Origin of the sequence: Streptomyces sp. NPDC014676 (genome assembly GCF_043084105.1) — a bacterium.
GTDB lineage: Bacteria > Actinomycetota > Actinomycetes > Streptomycetales > Streptomycetaceae > Streptomyces.
In genome coordinates this window covers 150650-169698 of record NZ_JBIBZI010000006.1, presented here as the reverse complement: position 1 = coordinate 169698, position 19049 = coordinate 150650, and the positions used below count along the sequence as shown (strand labels likewise).

19 protein-coding genes are annotated in these 19049 nt (G+C 72.2%); 9 read left to right on the top strand and 10 right to left on the bottom strand.

All coding sequences use genetic code 11. The features are described from left to right. The first annotated feature begins 38 nt into the window (after positions 1–38). Positions 39–2246, top strand: a complete 2208-nt coding sequence (locus ACF1DX_RS18810; RefSeq protein WP_391792283.1) for an MMPL family transporter — start codon at positions 39–41, stop codon at positions 2244–2246. Positions 2247–2341: 95 nt separating this feature from the next. Here ACF1DX_RS18810 and ACF1DX_RS18805 read toward each other — a convergent pair whose 3' ends face one another. Both ACF1DX_RS18805 and ACF1DX_RS18800 read right to left on the bottom strand, forming a co-directional pair. Then, positions 2342–2608: a type II toxin-antitoxin system RelE/ParE family toxin gene (locus ACF1DX_RS18805; RefSeq protein WP_391792282.1), complete on the bottom strand. Its 267-nt coding sequence runs from the start codon at positions 2606–2608 to the stop codon at positions 2342–2344. Then, complete coding sequence (locus tag ACF1DX_RS18800) at positions 2601–2867, bottom strand: type II toxin-antitoxin system Phd/YefM family antitoxin (RefSeq protein ID WP_391792281.1); 267 nt, start codon at positions 2865–2867, stop codon at positions 2601–2603. Before ACF1DX_RS18800 ends, ACF1DX_RS18805 begins: the two co-directional genes overlap by 8 nt. A 93-nt stretch (positions 2868–2960) precedes the next feature. On the opposite strand from ACF1DX_RS18800, the gene ACF1DX_RS18795 reads away from it, so the two are divergent. Next, complete coding sequence (locus ACF1DX_RS18795) at positions 2961–3806, top strand: EamA family transporter (protein ID WP_391792280.1); 846 nt, start codon at positions 2961–2963, stop codon at positions 3804–3806. An 85-nt stretch (positions 3807–3891) separates the two neighbouring features. Beyond that, positions 3892–4167, top strand: coding sequence for a DUF1876 domain-containing protein (locus ACF1DX_RS18790; RefSeq protein ID WP_391792279.1), 276 nt, complete (start codon positions 3892–3894; stop codon positions 4165–4167). On the opposite strand, the gene ACF1DX_RS18785 is transcribed toward ACF1DX_RS18790, so the two are convergent. The 4 genes from ACF1DX_RS18785 to ACF1DX_RS18770 form a co-directional block, all read right to left on the bottom strand. Continuing rightward, entirely contained in the window at positions 4164–5324 is a 1161-nt protein-coding gene (locus ACF1DX_RS18785) for a serine hydrolase domain-containing protein (protein WP_391792278.1), read from the bottom strand. The two genes, ACF1DX_RS18790 and ACF1DX_RS18785, sit on opposite strands and share 4 nt — an antisense overlap. Positions 5325–5427: 103 nt before the next feature. Next, a complete protein-coding gene (locus ACF1DX_RS18780) occupies positions 5428–6198 on the bottom strand; it encodes an energy-coupling factor ABC transporter ATP-binding protein (protein WP_391792277.1) in 771 nt (256 codons plus the stop codon). Further along, a complete protein-coding gene (gene cbiQ, locus ACF1DX_RS18775; protein ID WP_391792276.1) occupies positions 6186–6947 on the bottom strand; it encodes a cobalt ECF transporter T component CbiQ in 762 nt (253 codons plus the stop codon). Before cbiQ ends, ACF1DX_RS18780 begins: the two co-directional genes overlap by 13 nt. A gap of 1 nt (position 6948) precedes the next feature. Further along, on the bottom strand, positions 6949–8010 hold the full coding sequence (locus ACF1DX_RS18770) for an energy-coupling factor ABC transporter permease (RefSeq protein ID WP_391792275.1): 1062 nt from the start codon (positions 8008–8010) through the stop codon (positions 6949–6951). A gap of 189 nt (positions 8011–8199) precedes the next feature. Here ACF1DX_RS18770 and ACF1DX_RS18765 point away from each other — a divergent pair, with 189 nt between their 5' ends. Continuing rightward, positions 8200–8556 (top strand): SsgA family sporulation/cell division regulator, encoded by a 357-nt coding sequence (locus ACF1DX_RS18765; RefSeq protein WP_391792274.1) that lies wholly within the window; start codon positions 8200–8202, stop codon positions 8554–8556. Between the two features lie 215 nt (positions 8557–8771). Here the strand turns inward: ACF1DX_RS18765 and ACF1DX_RS18760 are convergent, their stop codons facing one another. The 3 genes from ACF1DX_RS18760 to ACF1DX_RS18750 all read right to left on the bottom strand — a co-directional run bounded on the left by ACF1DX_RS18760 (position 8772) and on the right by ACF1DX_RS18750 (position 14104). Then, positions 8772–10445, bottom strand: coding sequence for a penicillin-binding transpeptidase domain-containing protein (locus ACF1DX_RS18760; RefSeq protein WP_391792273.1), 1674 nt, complete (start codon positions 10443–10445; stop codon positions 8772–8774). A 106-nt stretch (positions 10446–10551) separates the two neighbouring features. After that, on the bottom strand, positions 10552–12195 hold the full coding sequence (locus ACF1DX_RS18755; RefSeq protein WP_391792272.1) for a penicillin-binding transpeptidase domain-containing protein: 1644 nt from the start codon (positions 12193–12195) through the stop codon (positions 10552–10554). Positions 12196–12343: 148 nt separating this feature from the next. Continuing rightward, positions 12344–14104, bottom strand: coding sequence for a dolichyl-phosphate-mannose--protein mannosyltransferase (locus ACF1DX_RS18750; protein ID WP_391792271.1), 1761 nt, complete (start codon positions 14102–14104; stop codon positions 12344–12346). An 85-nt stretch (positions 14105–14189) separates the two neighbouring features. Between ACF1DX_RS18750 and rsmI the strand changes: the two genes are divergently transcribed. The 5 genes from rsmI to ACF1DX_RS18725 all read left to right on the top strand — a co-directional run bounded on the left by rsmI (position 14190) and on the right by ACF1DX_RS18725 (position 18419). Next, positions 14190–15038, top strand: coding sequence for a 16S rRNA (cytidine(1402)-2'-O)-methyltransferase (gene rsmI, locus ACF1DX_RS18745; RefSeq protein WP_391792270.1), 849 nt, complete (start codon positions 14190–14192; stop codon positions 15036–15038). A 246-nt stretch (positions 15039–15284) separates the two neighbouring features. Continuing rightward, complete coding sequence (locus ACF1DX_RS18740; RefSeq protein ID WP_391792269.1) at positions 15285–15692, top strand: hypothetical protein; 408 nt, start codon at positions 15285–15287, stop codon at positions 15690–15692. A gap of 30 nt (positions 15693–15722) precedes the next feature. Continuing rightward, positions 15723–16613 carry a TatD family hydrolase gene (locus ACF1DX_RS18735; protein WP_391792268.1) on the top strand — a complete coding sequence of 297 codons (891 nt, stop codon included), beginning with the start codon at positions 15723–15725 and terminating at the stop codon, positions 16611–16613. 34 nt (positions 16614–16647) lie between these two features. Then, positions 16648–17520 (top strand): 16S rRNA (adenine(1518)-N(6)/adenine(1519)-N(6))-dimethyltransferase RsmA, encoded by an 873-nt coding sequence (rsmA, locus tag ACF1DX_RS18730; protein ID WP_391792267.1) that lies wholly within the window; start codon positions 16648–16650, stop codon positions 17518–17520. Beyond that, a complete protein-coding gene (locus ACF1DX_RS18725) occupies positions 17517–18419 on the top strand; it encodes a 4-(cytidine 5'-diphospho)-2-C-methyl-D-erythritol kinase (RefSeq protein ID WP_391792266.1) in 903 nt (300 codons plus the stop codon). Before rsmA ends, ACF1DX_RS18725 begins: the two co-directional genes overlap by 4 nt. Before the next feature lie 5 nt (positions 18420–18424). Here the strand turns inward: ACF1DX_RS18725 and ACF1DX_RS18720 are convergent, their stop codons facing one another. Continuing rightward, positions 18425–19021 carry a Uma2 family endonuclease gene (locus ACF1DX_RS18720; protein WP_391792265.1) on the bottom strand — a complete coding sequence of 199 codons (597 nt, stop codon included), beginning with the start codon at positions 19019–19021 and terminating at the stop codon, positions 18425–18427. Between the last annotated feature and the right edge of the window lie 28 nt (positions 19022–19049).

Below are 19049 nucleotides of genomic sequence, written 5' to 3'. Positions count from 1 at the left end.
CCCCGAAGCAATCACGACCTGACCGGGAGTACGCCCTCGTGGCCACTTTCCTCTATCGAATCGGCCGGTTCGCCTTCAGGCGACGGCACCTCGTAGCCCTCATCTGGGTGGCGCTGCTGGCGCTCGCGGGCGTCGGCGCGGCCGGTGCCCCGGCGGCCGGCAACTCGTCCTTCTCCATCCCCGGCACCGAGGCCCAGAAGGCCTTCGACCTGCTGGAAGAACGTTTCCCCGGCTCCAGTGCCGACGGGGCGACCGCACGCGTCGTCTTCAAGGCACCGGCCGGCGAGAAGATGACCGACGCCGACAACAAGGCGACCGTCCGGAAGACCGTCGACGAGCTCTCCGACGGCTCCGAGGTCGCCCGCGTCACCGACCCGTACCAGGGCGGCGGCGTCAGCCAGGACGGCACCATCGCCTACGCCTCGGTGAGCTACAAGGTCTCCGGCATGGAGCTGGAGGACTCCTCCCGCGACGCCCTGGAGGGCGCCGCCGAGGACGCCCGCGACTCCGGGCTGACCGTGGAGATCGGCGGTGACGCCCTCCAGGCCGTCCCGCACACCGGTGCCGCCGAGATCATCGGCATCGGCGTCGCCGCGGTCGTCCTCGTCATCACCTTCGGCTCGCTGCTCGCGGCCGGGCTGCCGCTGCTCACCGCGATCGTCGGCGTCGGCATCGGCGTCTCCAGCATCACCGCCCTGGCCAGCACCCTGGACCTCGGCTCCACCACCTCCATCCTGGCCTCGATGATCGGCCTCGCGGTCGGCATCGACTACGCGCTGTTCGTCGTCTCCCGCTACCGGGCCGAACTGGCCGAGGGCCGCGGGCGCGAGGAGGCGGCCGGCCGGGCCGTCGGCACCGCGGGCTCCGCCGTGGTCTTCGCCGGCCTCACCGTCGTGATCGCCCTGGTCGGTCTGTCCGTCGTCAACATCCCGATGCTGACCAAGATGGGCATCGCCGCCGCCGGCACGGTCGCCCTCGCGGTCCTGATCGCCCTCACCCTGGTCCCCGCCCTGCTCGGCTACGCCGGCCGCCGGGTCCGCCCCGCCGGTGAGAAGAGCAAGCTGCTCGGCGGGGGCCGCGCCGCGAAGAAGCCGCAGCGCCCGAACATGGGCACCCGCTGGGCGAGCTTCGTCGTACGCCGTCCGCTGGCCGTGCTGCTGCTCGGCGTGGTCGGCCTGGGCGCCGCGGCCGTCCCGGCCGCCTCGCTCGAACTGGGCCTGCCCGACGACGGCGCGCAGCCGACGTCCACCACCCAGCGCCGCGCCTACGACCTGCTCTCCGAGGGCTTCGGCCCCGGCTTCAACGGCCCGCTCGTGGTCGTGGTCGACGCCAAGGGCAGTGACGACCCGCAGGCCGTCTTCAAGCAGGCCGGCGACGACATCAAGGGCCTCGACAACGTCGTGAACGTCGCCCCGGCGGCCCCCAACAAGGCCGGCGACACGGCGACGATCACCGTCGTCCCCGACTCCAAGCCCTCCTCGGTGACCACCGAGGACCTGGTGCACGACATCCGTGACACCGGTGCGGACATCAAGGCCGACACCGGCGCCGACGTCCTGGTCACCGGCGCCACGGCCATGAACATCGACGTCTCGCAGAAGCTCAACGACGCGCTGGTGCCGTACCTGGTCCTGGTGGTCGGCCTGGCGTTCCTGCTGCTGATCGTCGTCTTCCGGTCGATCCTGGTCCCGCTGAAGGCCGCCCTCGGCTTCCTGCTGTCGGTCCTCGCGGCCCTCGGCGCGGTGGTCGCGGTCTACCAGTGGGGCTGGCTGTCCGGCCTGATGGGCGTCGAGGAGACCGGCCCGATCATGTCGATGATGCCGATCTTCATGGTCGGCGTGGTCTTCGGCCTGGCCATGGACTACGAGGTGTTCCTCGTGACCCGGATGCGGGAGGCCTACGTCCACGGGGAGAAGCCCGCCCAGGCCGTGGTGACCGGCTTCAAGTACAGCGCCCGGGTGGTGACCGCCGCGGCGGTGATCATGATGGCGGTGTTCTCCGGCTTCATCGGCTCCAGCGAGCAGATGGTCAAGATGATCGGCTTCGGCCTCGCCGTCGCCGTCCTCTTCGACGCGTTCGTCGTCCGCATGACGATCGTCCCTGCGGTGCTGGCCCTGCTCGGCGACAAGGCCTGGTGGCTGCCGAAGTGGCTGGACCGGATCCTGCCCAACGTGGACGTCGAGGGCGAGGGCCTGCGCACGGAGGACGACCGGAAGAACGAGGACCGGGAACTCGTACGGGCCTGACGGCCTGAGCGGGTACGCAGAACCAGCCGGTGAGGGCTCCGTGGGGACGGGGCGCCCTCACCGGCTTCCCTCTGCGGGGGTTCCGGGACTCCGTGTCAGGTGCCGTATACCGTGGAGCGATGTCCGACGTGAACGACCCAGACCACCAACTCTCCGTTGCCGACCGTGTAGATGACGCCGTGATCGCCGACACGGAGCCGGCGCCGGTCCGGCTGGGAGACGAGCGCCGTGGTGTTGAAACCGAGCGGGTCGGTCTCCAGTTCCGTCAGTTTGACCAGAATCCGGAGCGCCATGTCCCGGGGGATCTTGCGCAGCTCCGCCTGAGCCTCCGGCCGGAAGACGGTGCGATATGTGTTATTCACCGCGCTCCAGCGTCTCCCTCATGACGTCCTCGATCGGGATGCCGGCCGCCGGATTCGCCATGCGCTCGTCGATGATCCGGTTGATCTCGCGCTCTTCCCATTCCTGGTACCTGCGAAGGACCTCTATCGACACGACCGCGGCCACCTGCTTGCCGCGCCGGGTGATGACCGTGGGCGTGTCGTCACGGTCGGCCCGCTCGACCACCTCGGCCAGGTGGGCGCGCACGTCACGGATGGACTCTATGGGCATCTGCGTCATGCACCAAAGGTACATGGTGTTCCATGTGTACACACTGGCTCGTTGTTGCCGGTGTTCCCGGTCGCTCCGGGGCGACGTGCGCGAGCGCACCCCGTGACCCCTCTGGTGACCGCGGCCGTCCTGCTCGCCGCGGTCACCCACGCCAGCTGGAACGCCATCGCGCACCTGATCACCGACAAGCTCGTCGGGTTCACGCTGATCTCCGGCGGCGGGCTGCTGATCGGGCTGGCGCTGGTGCCGTTCGTGCCGTTCCCGGTGGCCGGGGCGTGGCCGTACCTGTTCTGCTCGGCCGCGATCCACATGGCCTACTACGCGCTGCTGATGAAGTCCTTCCGGCTGGGCGACTTCGGCCAGGCGTACCCCATCGCCCGGGGCAGTGCGCCCCTGGTGGTCACACTCCTCGCCGCCGTGTTCGCGCACGAGGTGCCCGACGGCTGGGCCGCCGCCGGGATCGCCCTGTCCTGCGCGGGCCTGACCGGCGTCGCCCTGTGGGGGCTGCGCGGGCGCCGGCCCGACTGGGCGGCGATCGGGGCGGCCCTGGCGACCGGCCTGACCATCGCCGTGTACACCGTGGTCGACGGGCTCGGCGTACGCGCAGCGGGGTCGTCGTTCGGCTACATCGCCTGGCTGATAACGGTCCAGGGCACGGTGATCCCGGCGTACGCCCTCTGGCGCTGGCGGCGGGAGGCGGGCGCCCGGCTCCGTCCGCACGCCGGTCTCGGGCTGCTCGGCGCCGCGCTGTCCGTCGCCGCGTACGCGCTCGTCCTGTGGGCCCAGACCCGCGCTGCACTCGCCCCCGTCGCGGCCCTGCGCGAGTCGTCGATCATCGTGGGTGCGGCCATCGGGACGCTGTTCTTCAAGGAGCGGTTCGGTACCCCGCGGATCGCCGCGGCCGGGCTGCTGGTCGTCGGGATCGGGCTGATGCTCCGCGCGGGGTAGCGCGGCACGCGCCGCCGTACGGGCGGGTGCGCGGGTGCGGTGCGAGGGGCACTCTGGAATGAGAGGAATTCCGGAGGTGATCCTCATGATGCACACCGCAGTGGGATGGCACGTGGACCTGGAGTTCGAGGAGGACGACCGGCAGACGCGCGCCGCCGCGCTGGTCCGGCTGCCCGACGGGAGCGAGGTGCGGGCCCACGGCCACGCGAACCGGCACCACACCGACCCCAATCAGCCACGGGTCGGGGAGGAGATCGCCGGCGCACGCGCGCTGAACGAACTCGCCATGCAGATGCTGACCAAGGCGCACGGCGAGATCGACGACGCGTCGGGCCGCGTCTCGCACCCGATCCACGTCTAGGCCGAAAGAACCTGCCGTACCGCCCGTATCAGCGCCTGGGCCCTGGGGTCCGCCGTCACCGTCCTGCGGAAGCCGTTGGTGACGTAGCCGAAGCCGATGCCCGACTCCGGGTCGGCGAAGCCGAGGGAGCCGCCGCGGCCGGGGTGGCCGAAGGAGCCCGGGGCCAGGAGGGGGGAGGCGCCGCCGTGCAGCATGTAACCGAGCCCGAAGCGGGTGTTCACGACCAGCACCCGGTCGGGGCCGGCCGACTCCTCGGCGCGGGCGAGTTCCACGGTGGCCGGGTCGAGGAGGCGTACGCCGTCGACCGGGCCGGTCAGTGACGCGTAGAAGCGCGCCAGTCCGTCCGCCGTCGCGATCCCGCCCGCGGCGGGCAGGGCCGCCGCGTGGAAGGCCGGGTCGTTCTGGTCCGGGAAGGGGGTGATCGCCGCGAAGGCGCGGCGGGTGAGGGAGGACGGGTCGGCGTAGGCGTCGGTGACCGAGCGCTTGGGGCGGGCGCGGAGCGTCCCGGACGGCTCGGGCCCCTCGATCCTGCCGACCGTGCCCACGCGGTGGGCCTGCGCGTCCGGCAGCCCCACCCACAGGTCAAGGCCCAGCGGGCCGGCGATCTCCGACGCGATCCACTCGCCGGACCCCCGACCGGTCACGCGGCGCACCAGCTCGTCGACCAGCCAGCCGTAGGTCAGCGCGTGATAGCCGTGGTCGGTGCCCGGCTCCCACGCGGGGGTCTGCGCGGCGAGGGCCTCGGCGGCCCGTACGGGGTCGGCCGCCTCGTCCAGGGTGAGCGGACGGTCCAGGACGGGGAGCCCCGCGCGGTGGTTCAGTACGTGCCGGACCAGCAGCCGCTCCTTGCCGTGCGCCTTGGACTCCGGCCAGTAGTGGCCGACCGGCGCGTCCAGGTCCAGTTCGCCGCGCTGGTGCAGCAGCAGGAGTACGGCGGCGGCGACGCCCTTGGTCGCCGAGCGCACGACCTGCGCGGTGTCCCGCTCCCAGGGCCGCGTGCCGTCGACGTCCTTCACCCCGGCCCACAGGTCGACGACCTTGCGCCCGTCCCGGTACACGGCGACGGCCGCGCCCCGGTCCCCGAGCGCCTCGAAGTTCCGCGCGAACGCCTCCCGGACCGGTTCGAAACCCCCGGTCACCGTGCCGTGCACGTCCACGTCCCTCGGTCCTTCCCCTCGCCTGTGACACCCGCCTGTGACAGTGCGTGCAACAGTGCCGGTCCGCCTGCGATTCCTGGGCGGAGGCGACTGTGCGCGATCGTTACGAACGGCCGGGCGCGGCCGGCACCGAGCGCGGATCGAAGCCGTACGGCAGCTCAAGGCGGTGGGCGCGCATCAGCTCGTCGTCGGCGAGCAGGTCGGCCGTGGTGCCGTCGGCCGCGATCACGCCGTCGCTGAGGATCAGCGAGCGCGGGCACAGTTCGAGGGCGTAGGGCAGGTCGTGGGTGACCATCAGGACGGTGACGTCCAGGGAGCGCAGGATGTCGGCGAGTTCGCGGCGGGAGGCGGGGTCCAGGTTGGAGGACGGCTCGTCCAGGACCAGGATCTCCGGCTCCATCGCCAGGACGGTCGCCACGGCCACCCGGCGCCGCTGGCCGAAGGAGAGGTGGTGCGGCGGGCGGTCCTTGAACTCCGCCATGCCGACCAGGCCCAGCGCCCGGTCCACCCGCTCCTCCAGCTCGGGCCCCCGGAGCCCGGCCGCCGCCGGACCGAACGCCACGTCCTCGCGCACCGTCGGCATGAAGAGCTGGTCGTCCGGGTCCTGGAAGACGATGCCGACCCGGCGCCGGATCTCCGCCATGTGCTTCTTGCCCACGGGCAGCCCGGCCACCGTCACCGTGCCGGTGCCGCCGGTCAGGATGCCGTTGAGGTGGAGGACGAGGGTGGTCTTGCCGGCGCCGTTCGGGCCGAGCAGCGCGACCCGCTCGCCGCGCGCGATCGAGAAGTCGACGCCGAACAGGGCCTGGTGGCCGTCGGGGTAGGCGAAGGCGAGGCCGGAGACCTCGAGGGAAGCAGTACTCACAAGGTCCATCCCAGCAGACAGACGACGAGGGCGGCCGAGGGGAGGGCGAGGGCGTGCGACCACTGCGCCCGGTCCGCGGTCACCTCGTCGATCACCGGCATCGAACCGGCGTAACCGCGGCTCACCATGGCCAGGTGCACCCGCTCGCCGCGTTCGTAGGAGCGGATGAACAGCGCGCCCGCCGACTTGGCGAGCACGCCCCAGTGCTTCACCCCGCGCGCCTCGAAGCCGCGGGACTCGCGGGCGATCCGCATGCGCCGCATCTCGTCGGTGATGACGTCGCCGTAGCGGATCATGAAGGAGGCGATCTGCACCAGCAGCGGCGGCAGCCTCAGCCGCTGGAGGCCGAGCAGGAGTTCGCGCAGTTCGGTGGTGGAGGCGAGGAGGACCGAGGCGGCCACGCCCAGGGTGCCCTTGGCCAGCACGTTCCAGGCGCCCCACAGTCCGTTCACGCTCAGCGACAGCCCGAGGACACCGGTCCGTTCGCCCTCCGCGACGAACGGCAGGAGGACGGCGAAGGCGACGAACGGGACCTCGATCAGCAGCCGCTTGAGCAGGAAGCCGGCCGGGACGCGGGCGGCGTACGCGACGAGGGCGAGCAGTCCGGCGTACACCGCGAACGCCCACATCGCCTCGCGCGGGGTGGACACCACGACCAGGACGAAGGCGAAGACCGCGGTGAGCTTGGTGTGCGGCGGCAGGGCGTGCACGGGGGAGTGCCCGTGCCGGTAGAGCCTGTGCGCGTGACCGGCCCCCACGTCAGACGCTCGTGCCGGTGGGGGAGACGGCGGCCTCGGCCTCCTCGCCGGTACGGCGCCTGCGGACCACCCAGAACACGCCGGTGCCCGCGACGACCGTCACGCCCACGCCGATCACACCGGCCAGACCGCCGGAGAGGCGGGCGTCGTCGACGTCCTCGACGCCGTAGTCGGCCAGCGGGGAGTCGGCGATCGCGTGCTCCTCGGCCTTCTCGTCGATGCCGTGGTCGGTGGCGACCTTCTCCAGGCCGTCCGGGTCGGCGGAGGCGTAGAAGCTGACGAACCCGGCGAGGACCAGCGAGGTGACCAGGCCGGTGATCCACACCTTGCGCGGGGAACGGGCGGGGACGGGCTCCGGCTCCGGGGCGTCCGGGGCGTCGACCAGTTCGCCGTTCACCCGCAGCTTGAGCTTGTGCGTCAGGCCGCGCGCCCCGTGCACCAGGTCCGGGCGGACGGCGATGACCGCGCCGACGGTCAGGGCGGTGATCACGGCCTCGCCGATGCCGATGAGGACGTGCACGCCCACCATGGCGGTGACGACCTTGCCGAGGGAGACGTCGGCGGTGCCGCCGATCGCGTAGAGCAGCGTGAAGACGACGGCGGAGGCCGGGACGGAGACCAGGGCGGCGACGAAGGAGGCGGCGGTCACCGAGCGGCGGGTGCGCGGCAGCACCTTCACCAGGCCGCGGAAGAGCGCGTAGGCGACGACCGTGGTGACGATCGCCATGTCGGTGATGTTCACGCCGAGCGCGGTCAGCCCGCCGTCGGCGAAGAGGACGGCCTGCATCAGCAGGACGACGGAGACACACAGGACCCCGGTGAAGGGGCCGACGAGGATCGCGGCGAGGGCGCCGCCGAGCAGATGGCCGCTGGTCCCCGCCGCGACGGGGAAGTTCAGCATCTGCACGGCGAAGATGAACGCCGCCACCAGTCCGGCCAGGGGCGCGGTGCGCTCGTCGAGTTCGCGGCGGGCGCCGCGCAGGCTCACGGCGATGGCGCCGGCGGCCACGATTCCGGCCGCGGCGGACACGGGGGCGTTGATGAATCCGTCAGGTGCGTGCACGGACTCGATGATGTGGCCTGTTGCAAACGTTGCGCAAGAGCGAGCCGCTTGTTTTACCTCATACACAGCCCGGCTGTGATATGCGCCTCTCGGACGCGCGAATTCCGGATCGGGTGCACGATGGAGCGGGGGGTGGGTATACGGCTTAGACGGCTTTCATGCAGATTGACGCAGCGTAAGGGGCCACCGATGTCCGTGGTAGAGCAGTACGCGCGAGCCCACATCGTCACCGACGTCCTGGAAGAGGACCGCGGAGCGGTACCCGTGGTACTGCGCTACGACTCCGAGCAGGACCCCCGCTGCGTCCACATGGCGCTCCCGGGCGCCACGCCCCGCGAATGGACCGTCGCACGGGAACTGCTGGAGCAGGGTCTGCGCGCCCCCGCGGGCCGGGATGAGATACGGGTGTGGCCGTGCGGCCGGGTCCAGGCCGTGGTCGAGTTCCACACCGCGCAGGGCGTGTCGGTGGTGCAGTTCGAGACCAAGACCCTGACCCGGTTCCTACGGCGGACCTACGCGGCCGCCGCCGAACCCGTCCCGCACTGACGCCCGGCCTTGGGGCCGGTCCTCGGCCTCCGGGGGCGGCGTCCGGCCTTGAGGCCGGACCCGCGGCCTCCGGGCCGGACCCGCGGCCTCCGGGCCGGACCCGCGGCCTCCGGGCCGGACCCGCGGCCTCCGGGTCAGACCCCCGGCCTCCGGGTCAGACCCCCGGCCTCCGAGAGTGACGCCCGGCCCGGGCCTGACTCTCGGCCCCGGGCCGCTCAGCCGGCGCTCTTCAGCAGCGCCGCCACGATCGGGCCGGCCGTCGAGCCGCCGTGACCGCCCTGCTGGACCACGCCCGCGGCCGCCAGGTCCCCGCGGTACGCGGTGAACCAGCCGTTGGGCTTCTTCTGCCCGTCGACCTCGGCCGACCCGGTCTTCGCGCCCTTCTGCCCGCTCACCCCGGCCATCGCCTCCGCGGCGGTGCCGGAGGAGGCGGTGTACGACATCAGCTCCCGGAGCTGCGCCAGCGTGCCGGCCGACAGGGTGCGCGAGGCCGTCGCGAGCTTCCGCCCGTCGACCTCCGGGGAGACCAGGTACGGCTGGCGGAAGACGCCCGACTGGACCGTCGCCGACACCGACGCCATGTTCAGCGGGTTCATCCGCACCCCGCCCTGGCCGATCAGCGAGGCCCCCATCGGGGCCTTCGACTGCACCGGCACCGAGCCGTCGAAGGTCGGCACGCCGACCTGCCAGTTGTTCATCGACAGCCCGAAGACCTGCTGCGCCTGCTTGGTCAGGTCGTCGTCCGCCAGCTCGGGCGCCTGGCTGATGAAGGCCGTGTTGCAGGAACGGGCGAAGCTCGCCTTGAACGTGCCGTCCTTGATCTCGAACTTGTCGTCGTTCTGGAACTTCCAGCCGCCGTAGGTGAAGTACTTCGGGCACGGGTGCCGCTCGTCCACCGAGGCGAGGCCCTTCTCGATCAGCAGCGAGGCGGTGATCACCTTCATCGTGGAGCCCGGGGCCAGCGAACCCGAGAACGCGGTGTTGAACCCGTGCGAGGAGTTCGCCACCGCCAGGATCTCGCCGGTCGACGGGCGCAGCACCACCACCGACGCCCGCTCCTTCTGCGCCACCTGCGCCTCGGCGGCGGCCTGCAGGGACGGGCTCAGCGTGGTCTTCACCGTGCCGGGCGTGCCCTCGCTCAGTTCCAGCAGCGTCTTGTCGGACAGCTCCGCCTTCTTCGACGCCTTGCCGCGCACGATCCGCAGCTCGACGCCGGCCTCGCCGCCCGCCTTCTCGCCGTACTTCTCGCGCAGCCCGTCCAGCACCGGCCCCAGGGACGGGTACGCGGCGGTGGTCAGTTCGTCGCCGTCCCGGTCCAGCGCCTTGACGGGCGGGGTGCCCGCCTCGCCGGTGACAAGGGCGTCGCCCTCCTTGAGTTCGGGATGCACCACGGCCGGCTGCCAGGCCACCCGCGGTTCACCGTCCCCGGCCCGGCGTACGACGGTCAGCGTGCTGTCGTACGCCAGCGGCTTGCTGACGTCCTCGGCCGAGACCGTGCCCTTGACGGCGAAGGGGACCTTGCCGCCGGTGCGGGTGCCGGCGGTGAGGGTGACGTCCTTGATCCGGGCGTCCTCGGCGTAGGCGGTGAGCAGGGCGGCCGCGGCCTCGGGGTCGTCGGTGGCGGCGGCGGCCTCCTTCACCTTCCCGGCCTGCCAGGCGGTGAGGAAGCGTTCGGCCGTGCCGGTGACCTCGGCGGCGGACAGGGGCCCGGTCCTGGCGTCCTCCGCCTGCGTGGTGGACGACGTCCGCGTGCCGTCCTCGGCCGCGGCACCGCTTCCGAGCAGCGCGTAGGCGCCGAACCCGGCGCCCCCGACGACCACGGCGATCACCCCGCCGAGCACGACGGGTCGTCTCCTGCGCCCCTCGGCGGCGTTCCTTCTGTTCCCCACTGCTTCCCGTTCCTCCACTGTCCGCCGGACTCCCCGTGGCCCTCGTGGCGCTCACGTGTGCCGACGACGGCCACCACACTAGAGTCCCGCCGCGCGCCCGGCGCGATCAGCCGGCCGCTCGTAGCACGGCTGCGACAATCGGCCCGGCCGCGTCGCCGCCGTGACCGCCTCGCTGGACCATGGCCGCCGCCGCGACGTCGTCGCGGAAGCCGGTGAACCAGCTGTCGGAGGTGGCGTTGCCGTCGACCTCGGCGGAACCGGTCTTCGCGCCGATGTCGCCGCGGAGCCCGGACATGGCCTGCCGGCCGGTGCCCTGGGTGGCGGTGAGCCGCATCATCTGCCTGAGCTGGGAGGCGGTGTCCGCCGGGAGCCCCTTGGCCTGCGCGAACTGCCGGCCGTCGAGGTCGGAGGGGACCAGGTACGGCTGGCGGAAGGCACCGGTGATGGCGGTGGCCGTCACGGAGGCCATGTTCAGCGGGTTCATCTGCACTTGGCCCTGGCCGATGGCGTTCGCCGCCTGGTCCGGGCCGCTGACGGCGGGAACACGGCCGTCGAAGGAGGCGATGCCCGTCTTCCAGTCGTCGCGGCCGAGCCCGAACCGCTCCTGCGCCTCCTGGGTGAGCGAGGCTTCGCCGAGCGGCTTCTCGTCGACGAGCTTGATGAAGGCCGTGTTGCAGGACCGCAGGAAGCTGTTGGCGAGGCTGGCGCCCTCGTTCGGCTCCATGCCGGTGAGGTTCTTGAAGGTCTGCCCCTTCCACATGGCGCTGGGCGGACAGGGGGCGGGGCCGTTCATCGAGGTCACGCCGTTGTCGATGAGCATGGCGGCGGTGATGATCTTCATGGTGGAGCCGGGGGCGACCTGGCCCTGGAAGGCCGCGTTGAACCCGTCGTCACGGTGGTTGGCCACCGCCAGCACCTCACCGGTGCTGGGTTTGACCGCCACCACCGACGACTCGGGGTACTGCCGCACCGCCTGCTCGGCCGCGGCCTGCGCCGTGGCGCTGAGGGTGGTGCGCAGCCTGCCCGGCTCGCCCTCGGCGAGGGTCAGCAGCGGGGTGTCGGCGGCGGCCTCGCCCGTGGTGCCCGCGGAGTGCCTGATCACCAGCTCGACGCCGGGGGTGCCGCCCGCCTTCTCGCCGTACTTCTGGCGCAGGGTGTCCAGGATCGGCCCGAGCGAGGGGTACTTCTCCTTCGTCAGCACCGTGCCGTTCCGGCCCACCGCCTCGATGGGCGGCTGCGCGGACTCCTCGGTGACGAGGGTGTCGCCCTCCTTCAGATCCGGGTGGACGACGGACGGCTGCCAGTCGACCAGCGCCCGCCCGGTGGTCTTCCCGCGCACGACGGTCAGCTCGCTCCTGTAGCTCAGCGCCTCGGACTTCCCGTCGAAGGTGACGGTCGCCTTCACCGTGAACGGCACGGTGGTGCCGGTGGCCTTGCCGGGCGTGATGCCGACCTCGCCTATGTGCGCGTCGTCGCCGTACGCCGTCAGCAGCGCGCCGGCCTCCTGCGCGTTGTTCGTGTACGACGCCGCCTGCGACACCTCCCCCTTCTCCCAAGCTGCGAAGAAACTCCTGGTGGTCTCCTCGACCTCCCCCGCGTCCGGCGGCCCGGTCTCCTTCGTCCCCGCGGCGCTCGCACCACCGCCCCCGCCGCTCACGGCCGACACGATGTTGTAGGCGCCGTACCCGGCCCCGCCCAGCATCACCGCGAACACACCGCCGATGACGGCGGTCTTGACCCCCTTGCCCATCGGACGTTCCCCCTCCGCCGGACCCCCACGCCTTATGAACGTGTTCAAAAAGCCCGGTGCGTGAGCACTCTATGCGCAGAGGGTGACCACCGGGCCGACTGTTTCCGTTTGTTGTCCGAACAGAGATCCGCCCGGACACCGGAACGGCTCAAACCCAGGTGTCCAGCCACATCCGCGCCCGCCAGTCCTCGATGGGGATCGGGGTGCCGGTGTAGATGGGCCAGAAGTAGATGAAGTTCCAGGCGATCAGCAGGGTCAGTACGCCCGCCGCCGTCGCGCCCGCGACGCGGCGGGTGTCGGTGGAGCGGGGCGGGCCGACGAGGGCGCCCAGGAGCATCGCCACGGCCAGGCAGAGGAAGGGGAGGAAGACGACGGCGTAGAAGAAGAAGATCGTGCGCTCCTGGTAGAGGAACCAGGGCGCGTAACCGGCCGCGATGCCGCAGGCGATCGCACCGGCCCGCCAGTCGCGGCGCAGCAGCCAGCGCCACAGGACGTAGAGGATCGCGAAGCAGGCCGTCCACCACAGCATCGGGGTGCCGAGGGCCAGCACCTCCTGGGCGCACTTCTCGCCCGCGTCGGCCGGGCAGCCGTCCATGCCGGGGGCCGGGGACTCGTAGAAGTAGGAGACCGGGCGGCCGGTGACGATCCAGCTCCACGGGTTGGACTCGTAGGTGTGCGGCGAGGACAGGCCCACGTGGAAGTCGTAGACCTGGTTCTCGTAGTGCCACAGGCTGCGCCACCAGTCGGGCAGCAGCCACGACCAGTCGCTGTCCTTGCCGTCCTTCGCCGCCCAGTCGCGGTAGTAGCCGCCGGTGCCGTCGGCCGGGGAGAGGATCCAGCCGATCCAGGAGGCGAAGTAGGTGACCACCGCCACCGGCACGGTCGACAGGAACGCCCAGCCCAGGTCGCGCCTCAGGACCGCGACGCGGGGCCGGTGCGCGCCGGCGACCCGGCGCGCGCCGACGTCCCACAGCACCGCCATCACACAGAACGCGGCCATGATGTAGAGGCCGTTCCACTTCGTGCCGATCGCCAGGCCCAGCATCAGACCCGCCGCCAGGCGCCACGGGCGGAAGCCGATCCGGGTGTGCTCGGCGACGTACGCGTCCGGGCGGACCCGGCCGTCGGCGTCCACGGGCAGCGCGGCGGCGAGCCTCTCGCGCGCCCGGTCCCGGTCGACGACCAGGCAGCCGAACGCCGCCAGCACGAAGAACATCAGCACGCCGTCGAGCAGCGAGGTCCGGCTCATCACGAAGTGCAGCCCGTCCACCGCCATCAGCGCGCCCGCGAGACAGCCGAGGAACGTGGAGCGGAACAGGCGCCGGCCGATCCGGCACAGCATCAGCACGGAGACCGTGCCGAGCAGGGCCGTCATGAACCGCCAGCCGAACGGGTCGAAGCCGAACATCAGCTCGCCCAGCCCGATCACGTACTTGCCGACCGGCGGATGCACGACGTACGCCGCGTCCGTCGGGATGGGGACGGCACCGCCCGAGAGGATCAGGTCGTTGGCGTTCTTGTCCCAGTTGACCTCGAACCCGCGGTGGACCAGCGCCCACGCGTCCTTGGCGTAGTACGTCTCGTCGAATATCACCGCCTTCGGGCTGCCCAGGTTCCAGAACCGGAGCACCCCCGCCAGCAGGGTGACCAGCAGCGGGCCGCCCCACCCCGACCAGCGGGCGATGCGCCCGGCGAGCAGCGGCGGCACCCCCAGCGTGTCCCACAGCCGCTTCGACGGCTCCGTGTACGGCGGCACCAGGCGGTCGTACACGTCGTCCCTGTGGACATCGCCTCTGGCCGGGCCCGGCGCCCGGTAGCCGAAACGGCGCAGCCGCTGCTGCCACGACGGCCGCTCTTCGTACGGCGGCCGATCCTGCCGGGTGTCCGTGGAGGACGCGGTACTGGTCACCGCGCCATCGTAGGGAACGGGACTGTGTGAGTCCCGCGCATGACCGGTATGCCCCGCCTCCGTTCCGTACTGGGAGGATGGGGGCGTGACCGGAATCCTCGTACTCGCAGGCACCCCCATCGGCGACATCTCCGACGCCCCGCCCCGGCTCGCGGAGGAACTCGCGGGCGCCGACGTCGTCGCCGCCGAGGACACGCGGCGGCTGCGGCGCCTCACCCAGGCGCTCGGCGTCACCCCCAGGGGCCGGGTCGTGTCGTACTTCGAGGGCAACGAGTCCGCCCGCACGCCCGAACTGGTCGAGGAACTGGCGGGCGGCGCGCGCGTGCTGCTGGTGACCGACGCCGGGATGCCGTCCGTGTCCGACCCCGGGTACCGGCTGGTCGCCGCGGCCGTCGAGCGGGACGTCAAGGTCACCGCCGTGCCCGGCCCGTCCGCCGTGCTCACCGCGCTCGCCCTGTCCGGGCTGCCCGTGGACCGGTTCTGCTTCGAGGGGTTCCTGCCGCGGAAGGCCGGCGAACGGCTGGGGCGGCTGCGCGAGGTGGCCGAGGAGCGGCGCACCCTCGTCTACTTCGAGGCCCCGCACCGCCTCGACGACACCCTCGCCGCGATGGCCGAGGTGTTCGGCGGGGAACGGCGGGCCGCCGTCTGCCGGGAGCTGACCAAGACGTACGAGGAGGTCAAGCGGGGCCCGCTGGCGGAGCTGGCCGCGTGGGCGGCGGAGGGCGTGCGCGGGGAGATCACGGTGGTGGTCGAGGGGGCGCCGGAGAAGGGGGCCGAGGAGGTCGACGCGGCCGAGCTGGTGCGCCGGGTGCGGGTGCGGGAGGAGGCGGGGGAGCGCCGCAAGGAGGCGATCGCGGCGGTGGCCGTGGAGGCGGGGCTTCCCAAGCGGCAGGTGTTCGACGCGGTGGTGGCCGCGAAGAACACGGAGGCGTGAACGGCTCCGGGGCGCGAAACGGCCTCTGAGCACGTCGCTTCTCCGGTGAGCGGGCGCCCCACGGACGAGTAAAGCGGCCCGGCGGAAGGCAAAGCTCCGGCGCCGTCCGCGCGGCGGTCGGGCAAGGGGACACCAAATCGTCGCCAATACTCGGCTGCCCCTCCTGCGTTCCGGCCCGCGGAGGAGTCCACTGGAGGAGAAGGATCGGATGTGATCCGTTCCGTCAGTGGACCGACAGGAGCCGGCATGACTGAGATCTCGGGGCACAGCGGGCTGCGGGCGGGCGCCACCGCCGTGGTCAACGAGTCGTATTCCTTCGCCTGCATGCGATGCGGATACGGCTGGGAACAGTCGTACGAGATAGAGCACCACACCGCCGCCGACGGCCACGACTTCGTGATGTACGTGGCGGACGGCCGGATCGTCCCCTCCCCGCTGAGCCGGCCGACGTGCCAGAACTGCGACGGCCATGTCGTACGGATCATGCGGCCGGGCCGGGTCGCCTCCGCGCGGGACGCCGCCCACCGCGAGCGCCGGGTGCCGTCCGCCGGGCCCGTCGAGGCGGTGCGGGAGCCCGAGGGAACCCACCCGGCGGTGGAACACCGTCACTGGCATCTGCCCGACCTCCTCCGCCCCTTCCGCCGGGCGACCTGACGCCCGCGCCGCTTCCGTAGGATCGGGGGCATGCCTGCGAACGCCCCCGACAAGAACGCCGCCCCGCCGCTCCCGGAGCCCCTGCGGGTGCCGGTCGCCGACTCGCACACCCACCTCGACATGCAGTCCGGCACCGTGGAGGAAGGGCTCGCCAAGGCCGCGTCGGTGGGGGTGACGACCGTGGTGCAGGTCGGCTGCGACCTCAAGGGGTCCCGGTGGGCGGCCGAGACGGCGGCGGCGTACGACGCCGTCCACGCGACGGTCGCGCTGCACCCCAACGAGGCGCCGCGCATCGTCCACGGGGATCCCGACGGCTGGTCCCGTCAGGGGGCCAGGCAGCCCGGCGGGGACGCGGGCCTGGACGAGGCGCTCGCCGAGATCGACCGGCTGGCCGCGCTGCCCCAGGTCAAGGGCGTCGGCGAGACCGGTCTCGACTACTTCCGCACCGGACCGGAGGGCAAGGAGGCGCAGGAGAGGTCCTTCCGCGCCCACATCGAGATCGCCAAACGGCACGGCAAGACCCTCGTCATCCACGACCGCGACGCCCACGCCGACGTCCTGCGCGTACTGAAGGAGGAGGGCGCCCCCGAGCGCACCGTCTTCCACTGCTACTCCGGGGACGCCGAGATGGCGGAGATCTGCGCGGGCGCCGGGTACTACATGTCGTTCGCCGGCAACGTCACCTTCAAGAACGCGCAGAACCTGCGGGACGCGCTCGCCGTGGCCCCGCTGGAGCTGATCCTGGTGGAGACCGACGCGCCGTTCCTGACGCCGGCGCCGTACCGGGGGCGGCCGAACGCCCCCTACCTGGTGCCGGTGACGGTGCGCGCCATGGCGGCCGTCCGGGGCGTCGACGAGGACACCCTCGCCACCGCCCTCGGGGCGAACACGGCCCGCGCCTTCGGTTATCCACAGGCGTGACCTGCCCGGTCGCCGCGCCCCGTACCCTTGTCCCGTGACCAGCCCCACCCCCGACGCCCTCCTGGGCCCCGCCGACATCCGTGAACTGGCGGCCGCCCTCGGCGTACGGCCCACCAAGCAGCGCGGCCAGAACTTCGTCATCGACGCCAACACGGTCCGCCGTATCGTGCGCACCGCCGGGGTCCGCCCCGACGACGTGGTCGTCGAGGTCGGTCCGGGGCTCGGCTCGCTGACCCTGGCGCTGCTGGAGGCCGCCGACCGGGTCACCGCCGTCGAGATCGACGACGTCCTGGCCGCCGCGCTGCCCGCCACCGTCGCCGCCCGCATGCCCGGGCGGGCCGAGCGGTTCGCGCTGGTCCACTCCGACGCGATGCACGTCACCGAACTGCCGGGACCCGCTCCGACCGCGCTGGTCGCGAACCTGCCCTACAACGTGGCCGTCCCGGTGCTGCTGCACATGCTGGAGACCTTCCCGAGCATCGAGCGCACCCTGGTCATGGTCCAGGCGGAGGTCGCCGACCGGCTCGCCGCCGCCCCCGGCTCGAAGGTGTACGGCGTGCCCTCGGTCAAGGCCAACTGGTACGCGGAGGTCAAGCGGGCGGGTGCCATCGGGCGGAACGTCTTCTGGCCCGCCCCGAACGTCGACAGCGGGCTGGTCTCGCTGGTCCGCCGCGCGGAGCCGCTGAAGACCACCGCCTCCCGGCGCGAGGTGTTCGCCGTCGTCGACGCCGCCTTCGCCCAGCGCCGCAAGACGCTGCGGGCCGCGCTCGCCGGGTGGGCGGGTTCGGCGGCCGCGGCGGAGGCCGCCCTGGTCGCGGCGGGAGTGTCGCCGCAGGCGCGGGGTGAGTCCCTCACGGTGGAGGAGTTCGCGCGCATCGCCGAGAACAAGGAGCAGGGCCAGCAGTGAGCGTCACCGTCCGCGTCCCCGCCAAGGTCAACGTCCAGCTCGCGGTCGGCGCGGCCCGCCCCGACGGCTTCCACGACCTCGCCAACGTCTTCCTCGCGGTGGGCCTGTACGACGAGGTCACCGCCACCCCGTCCGCCGACGGGCCGCGCATCACCTGCGCCGGCCCCGACGCCGGCCAGGTCCCCCTCGACCGTACGAACCTCGCCGCCCGCGCCGCCCTGGCGCTCGCCGAGCGGTACGGCCGGGACGCGGACGTCCACCTCCACATCGCCAAGGACATCCCCGTCGCCGGGGGTATGGCCGGGGGCAGCGCGGACGGCGCGGGTGCCCTGCTGGCGTGCGACGCGCTGTGGGGGACGGGTGCCTCGCGCGAAGAGCTCCTCGACATCTGCGCCGAGCTGGGCAGCGACGTGCCGTTCAGCCTGGTGGGAGGGGCGGCGCTCGGTACCGGGCGCGGGGAGAAGCTGACGGAGCTGGAGGTCGGGGGGACCTTCCACTGGGTGTTCGCGATGGCCTCACGGGGGCTGTCCACACCGGCGGTGTTCCGGGAGTTCGACCGGCTGGGGGAGGGGCGGGAGATCCCCGGGCCCGTGGCCTCGCAGGAACTGCTCGACGCGCTCGCCAAGGGTGACGTCGACGCGCTCGCCGCCGCCGTCTCCGACTCCAACGACCTTCAGCCGGCGGCGCTGTCGCTGTTCCCGGAACTGGCGGACACGCTCGCCGCGGGGCGGGCGGCGGGGGCGCTTGCCACCCTGGTCTCGGGTTCGGGACCGACCACGGCGTTCCTCGCCCGGGACGCGGAGGCGGCGGAGGGGATCGCGGGCGCGCTGCGGGCTTCCGGCACCTGCCGCACGGTGCGTACGGCGGCAGGCCCGGTGCCAGGTGCGACGGTCGTCTGAAGAACTCAGGACCGCGTATCGACCGGGCCCAGATCGATGGCGATGGCGGAAGGCTTGTCGACCTTGATCCGGTCGCGGTGCCAACCCATGTGTACATAGGACTGCGTCATCGGGTCGAGCTCGTAGACATGGATGAGAGGACGGCCGGTGGTTCCTTCCTGCTCGACGCGCCAGTAGTTGGGGATTCCCGCGAGGGCGTACTTGAGCGGTTTGGTCGTACGGTCGCGGGATTCCGAGTCGGGCGAGACGACCTCCACGGCGAGCAGAACGTCCTCAGGCCGGAAGCTGGTCTGGTCCAACCCTGTGACCGCGTCGGCTCGAACCACGCTGACATCGGGTTCAGGGCCGTTGCGTTCGTCCAGGACGACGGTCATCTCTCGCTCGACACTGAAGTCCGGACCGAGAGAGCTACGTAGCCCGTTGACCAAGAGGTCGATCACAAGAAAGTGGAAGCGACGCTGCGGACTCACGAAAATCAGGCTCCCGTCGATCAGCTCTGTGTGCGGCGGGAGATCGGGCAGGGTGAACAGGTCGTCCACGGTGTAGCCGTTCACGGGCGGCACCGGCCAGTGACGGCGGTGCTCTACGGACTCGGCGGTCATGGTTCCTCCCATGGACGGGATCCTGCTG

What these genes read in the sequence shown, in the direction of transcription:
- ACF1DX_RS18735 (WP_391792268.1), top strand. Translation starts at nt 15,723, where the DNA reads ATGCCTGCGAACGCCCCCGACAAGAACGCCGCCCCGCCGCTCCCGGAG.
- ACF1DX_RS18755 (WP_391792272.1), bottom strand. Translation starts at nt 12,195, where the DNA reads ATGGGCAAGGGGGTCAAGACCGCCGTCATCGGCGGTGTGTTCGCGGTG.
- ACF1DX_RS18780 (WP_391792277.1), bottom strand. Translation starts at nt 6,198, where the DNA reads ATGGACCTTGTGAGTACTGCTTCCCTCGAGGTCTCCGGCCTCGCCTTC.
- ACF1DX_RS18790 (WP_391792279.1), top strand. Translation starts at nt 3,892, where the DNA reads ATGATGCACACCGCAGTGGGATGGCACGTGGACCTGGAGTTCGAGGAG.
- ACF1DX_RS18740 (WP_391792269.1), top strand. Translation starts at nt 15,285, where the DNA reads ATGACTGAGATCTCGGGGCACAGCGGGCTGCGGGCGGGCGCCACCGCC.
- ACF1DX_RS18720 (WP_391792265.1), bottom strand. Translation starts at nt 19,021, where the DNA reads ATGACCGCCGAGTCCGTAGAGCACCGCCGTCACTGGCCGGTGCCGCCC.
- ACF1DX_RS18765 (WP_391792274.1), top strand. Translation starts at nt 8,200, where the DNA reads ATGTCCGTGGTAGAGCAGTACGCGCGAGCCCACATCGTCACCGACGTC.
- ACF1DX_RS18800 (WP_391792281.1), bottom strand. Translation starts at nt 2,867, where the DNA reads ATGACGCAGATGCCCATAGAGTCCATCCGTGACGTGCGCGCCCACCTG.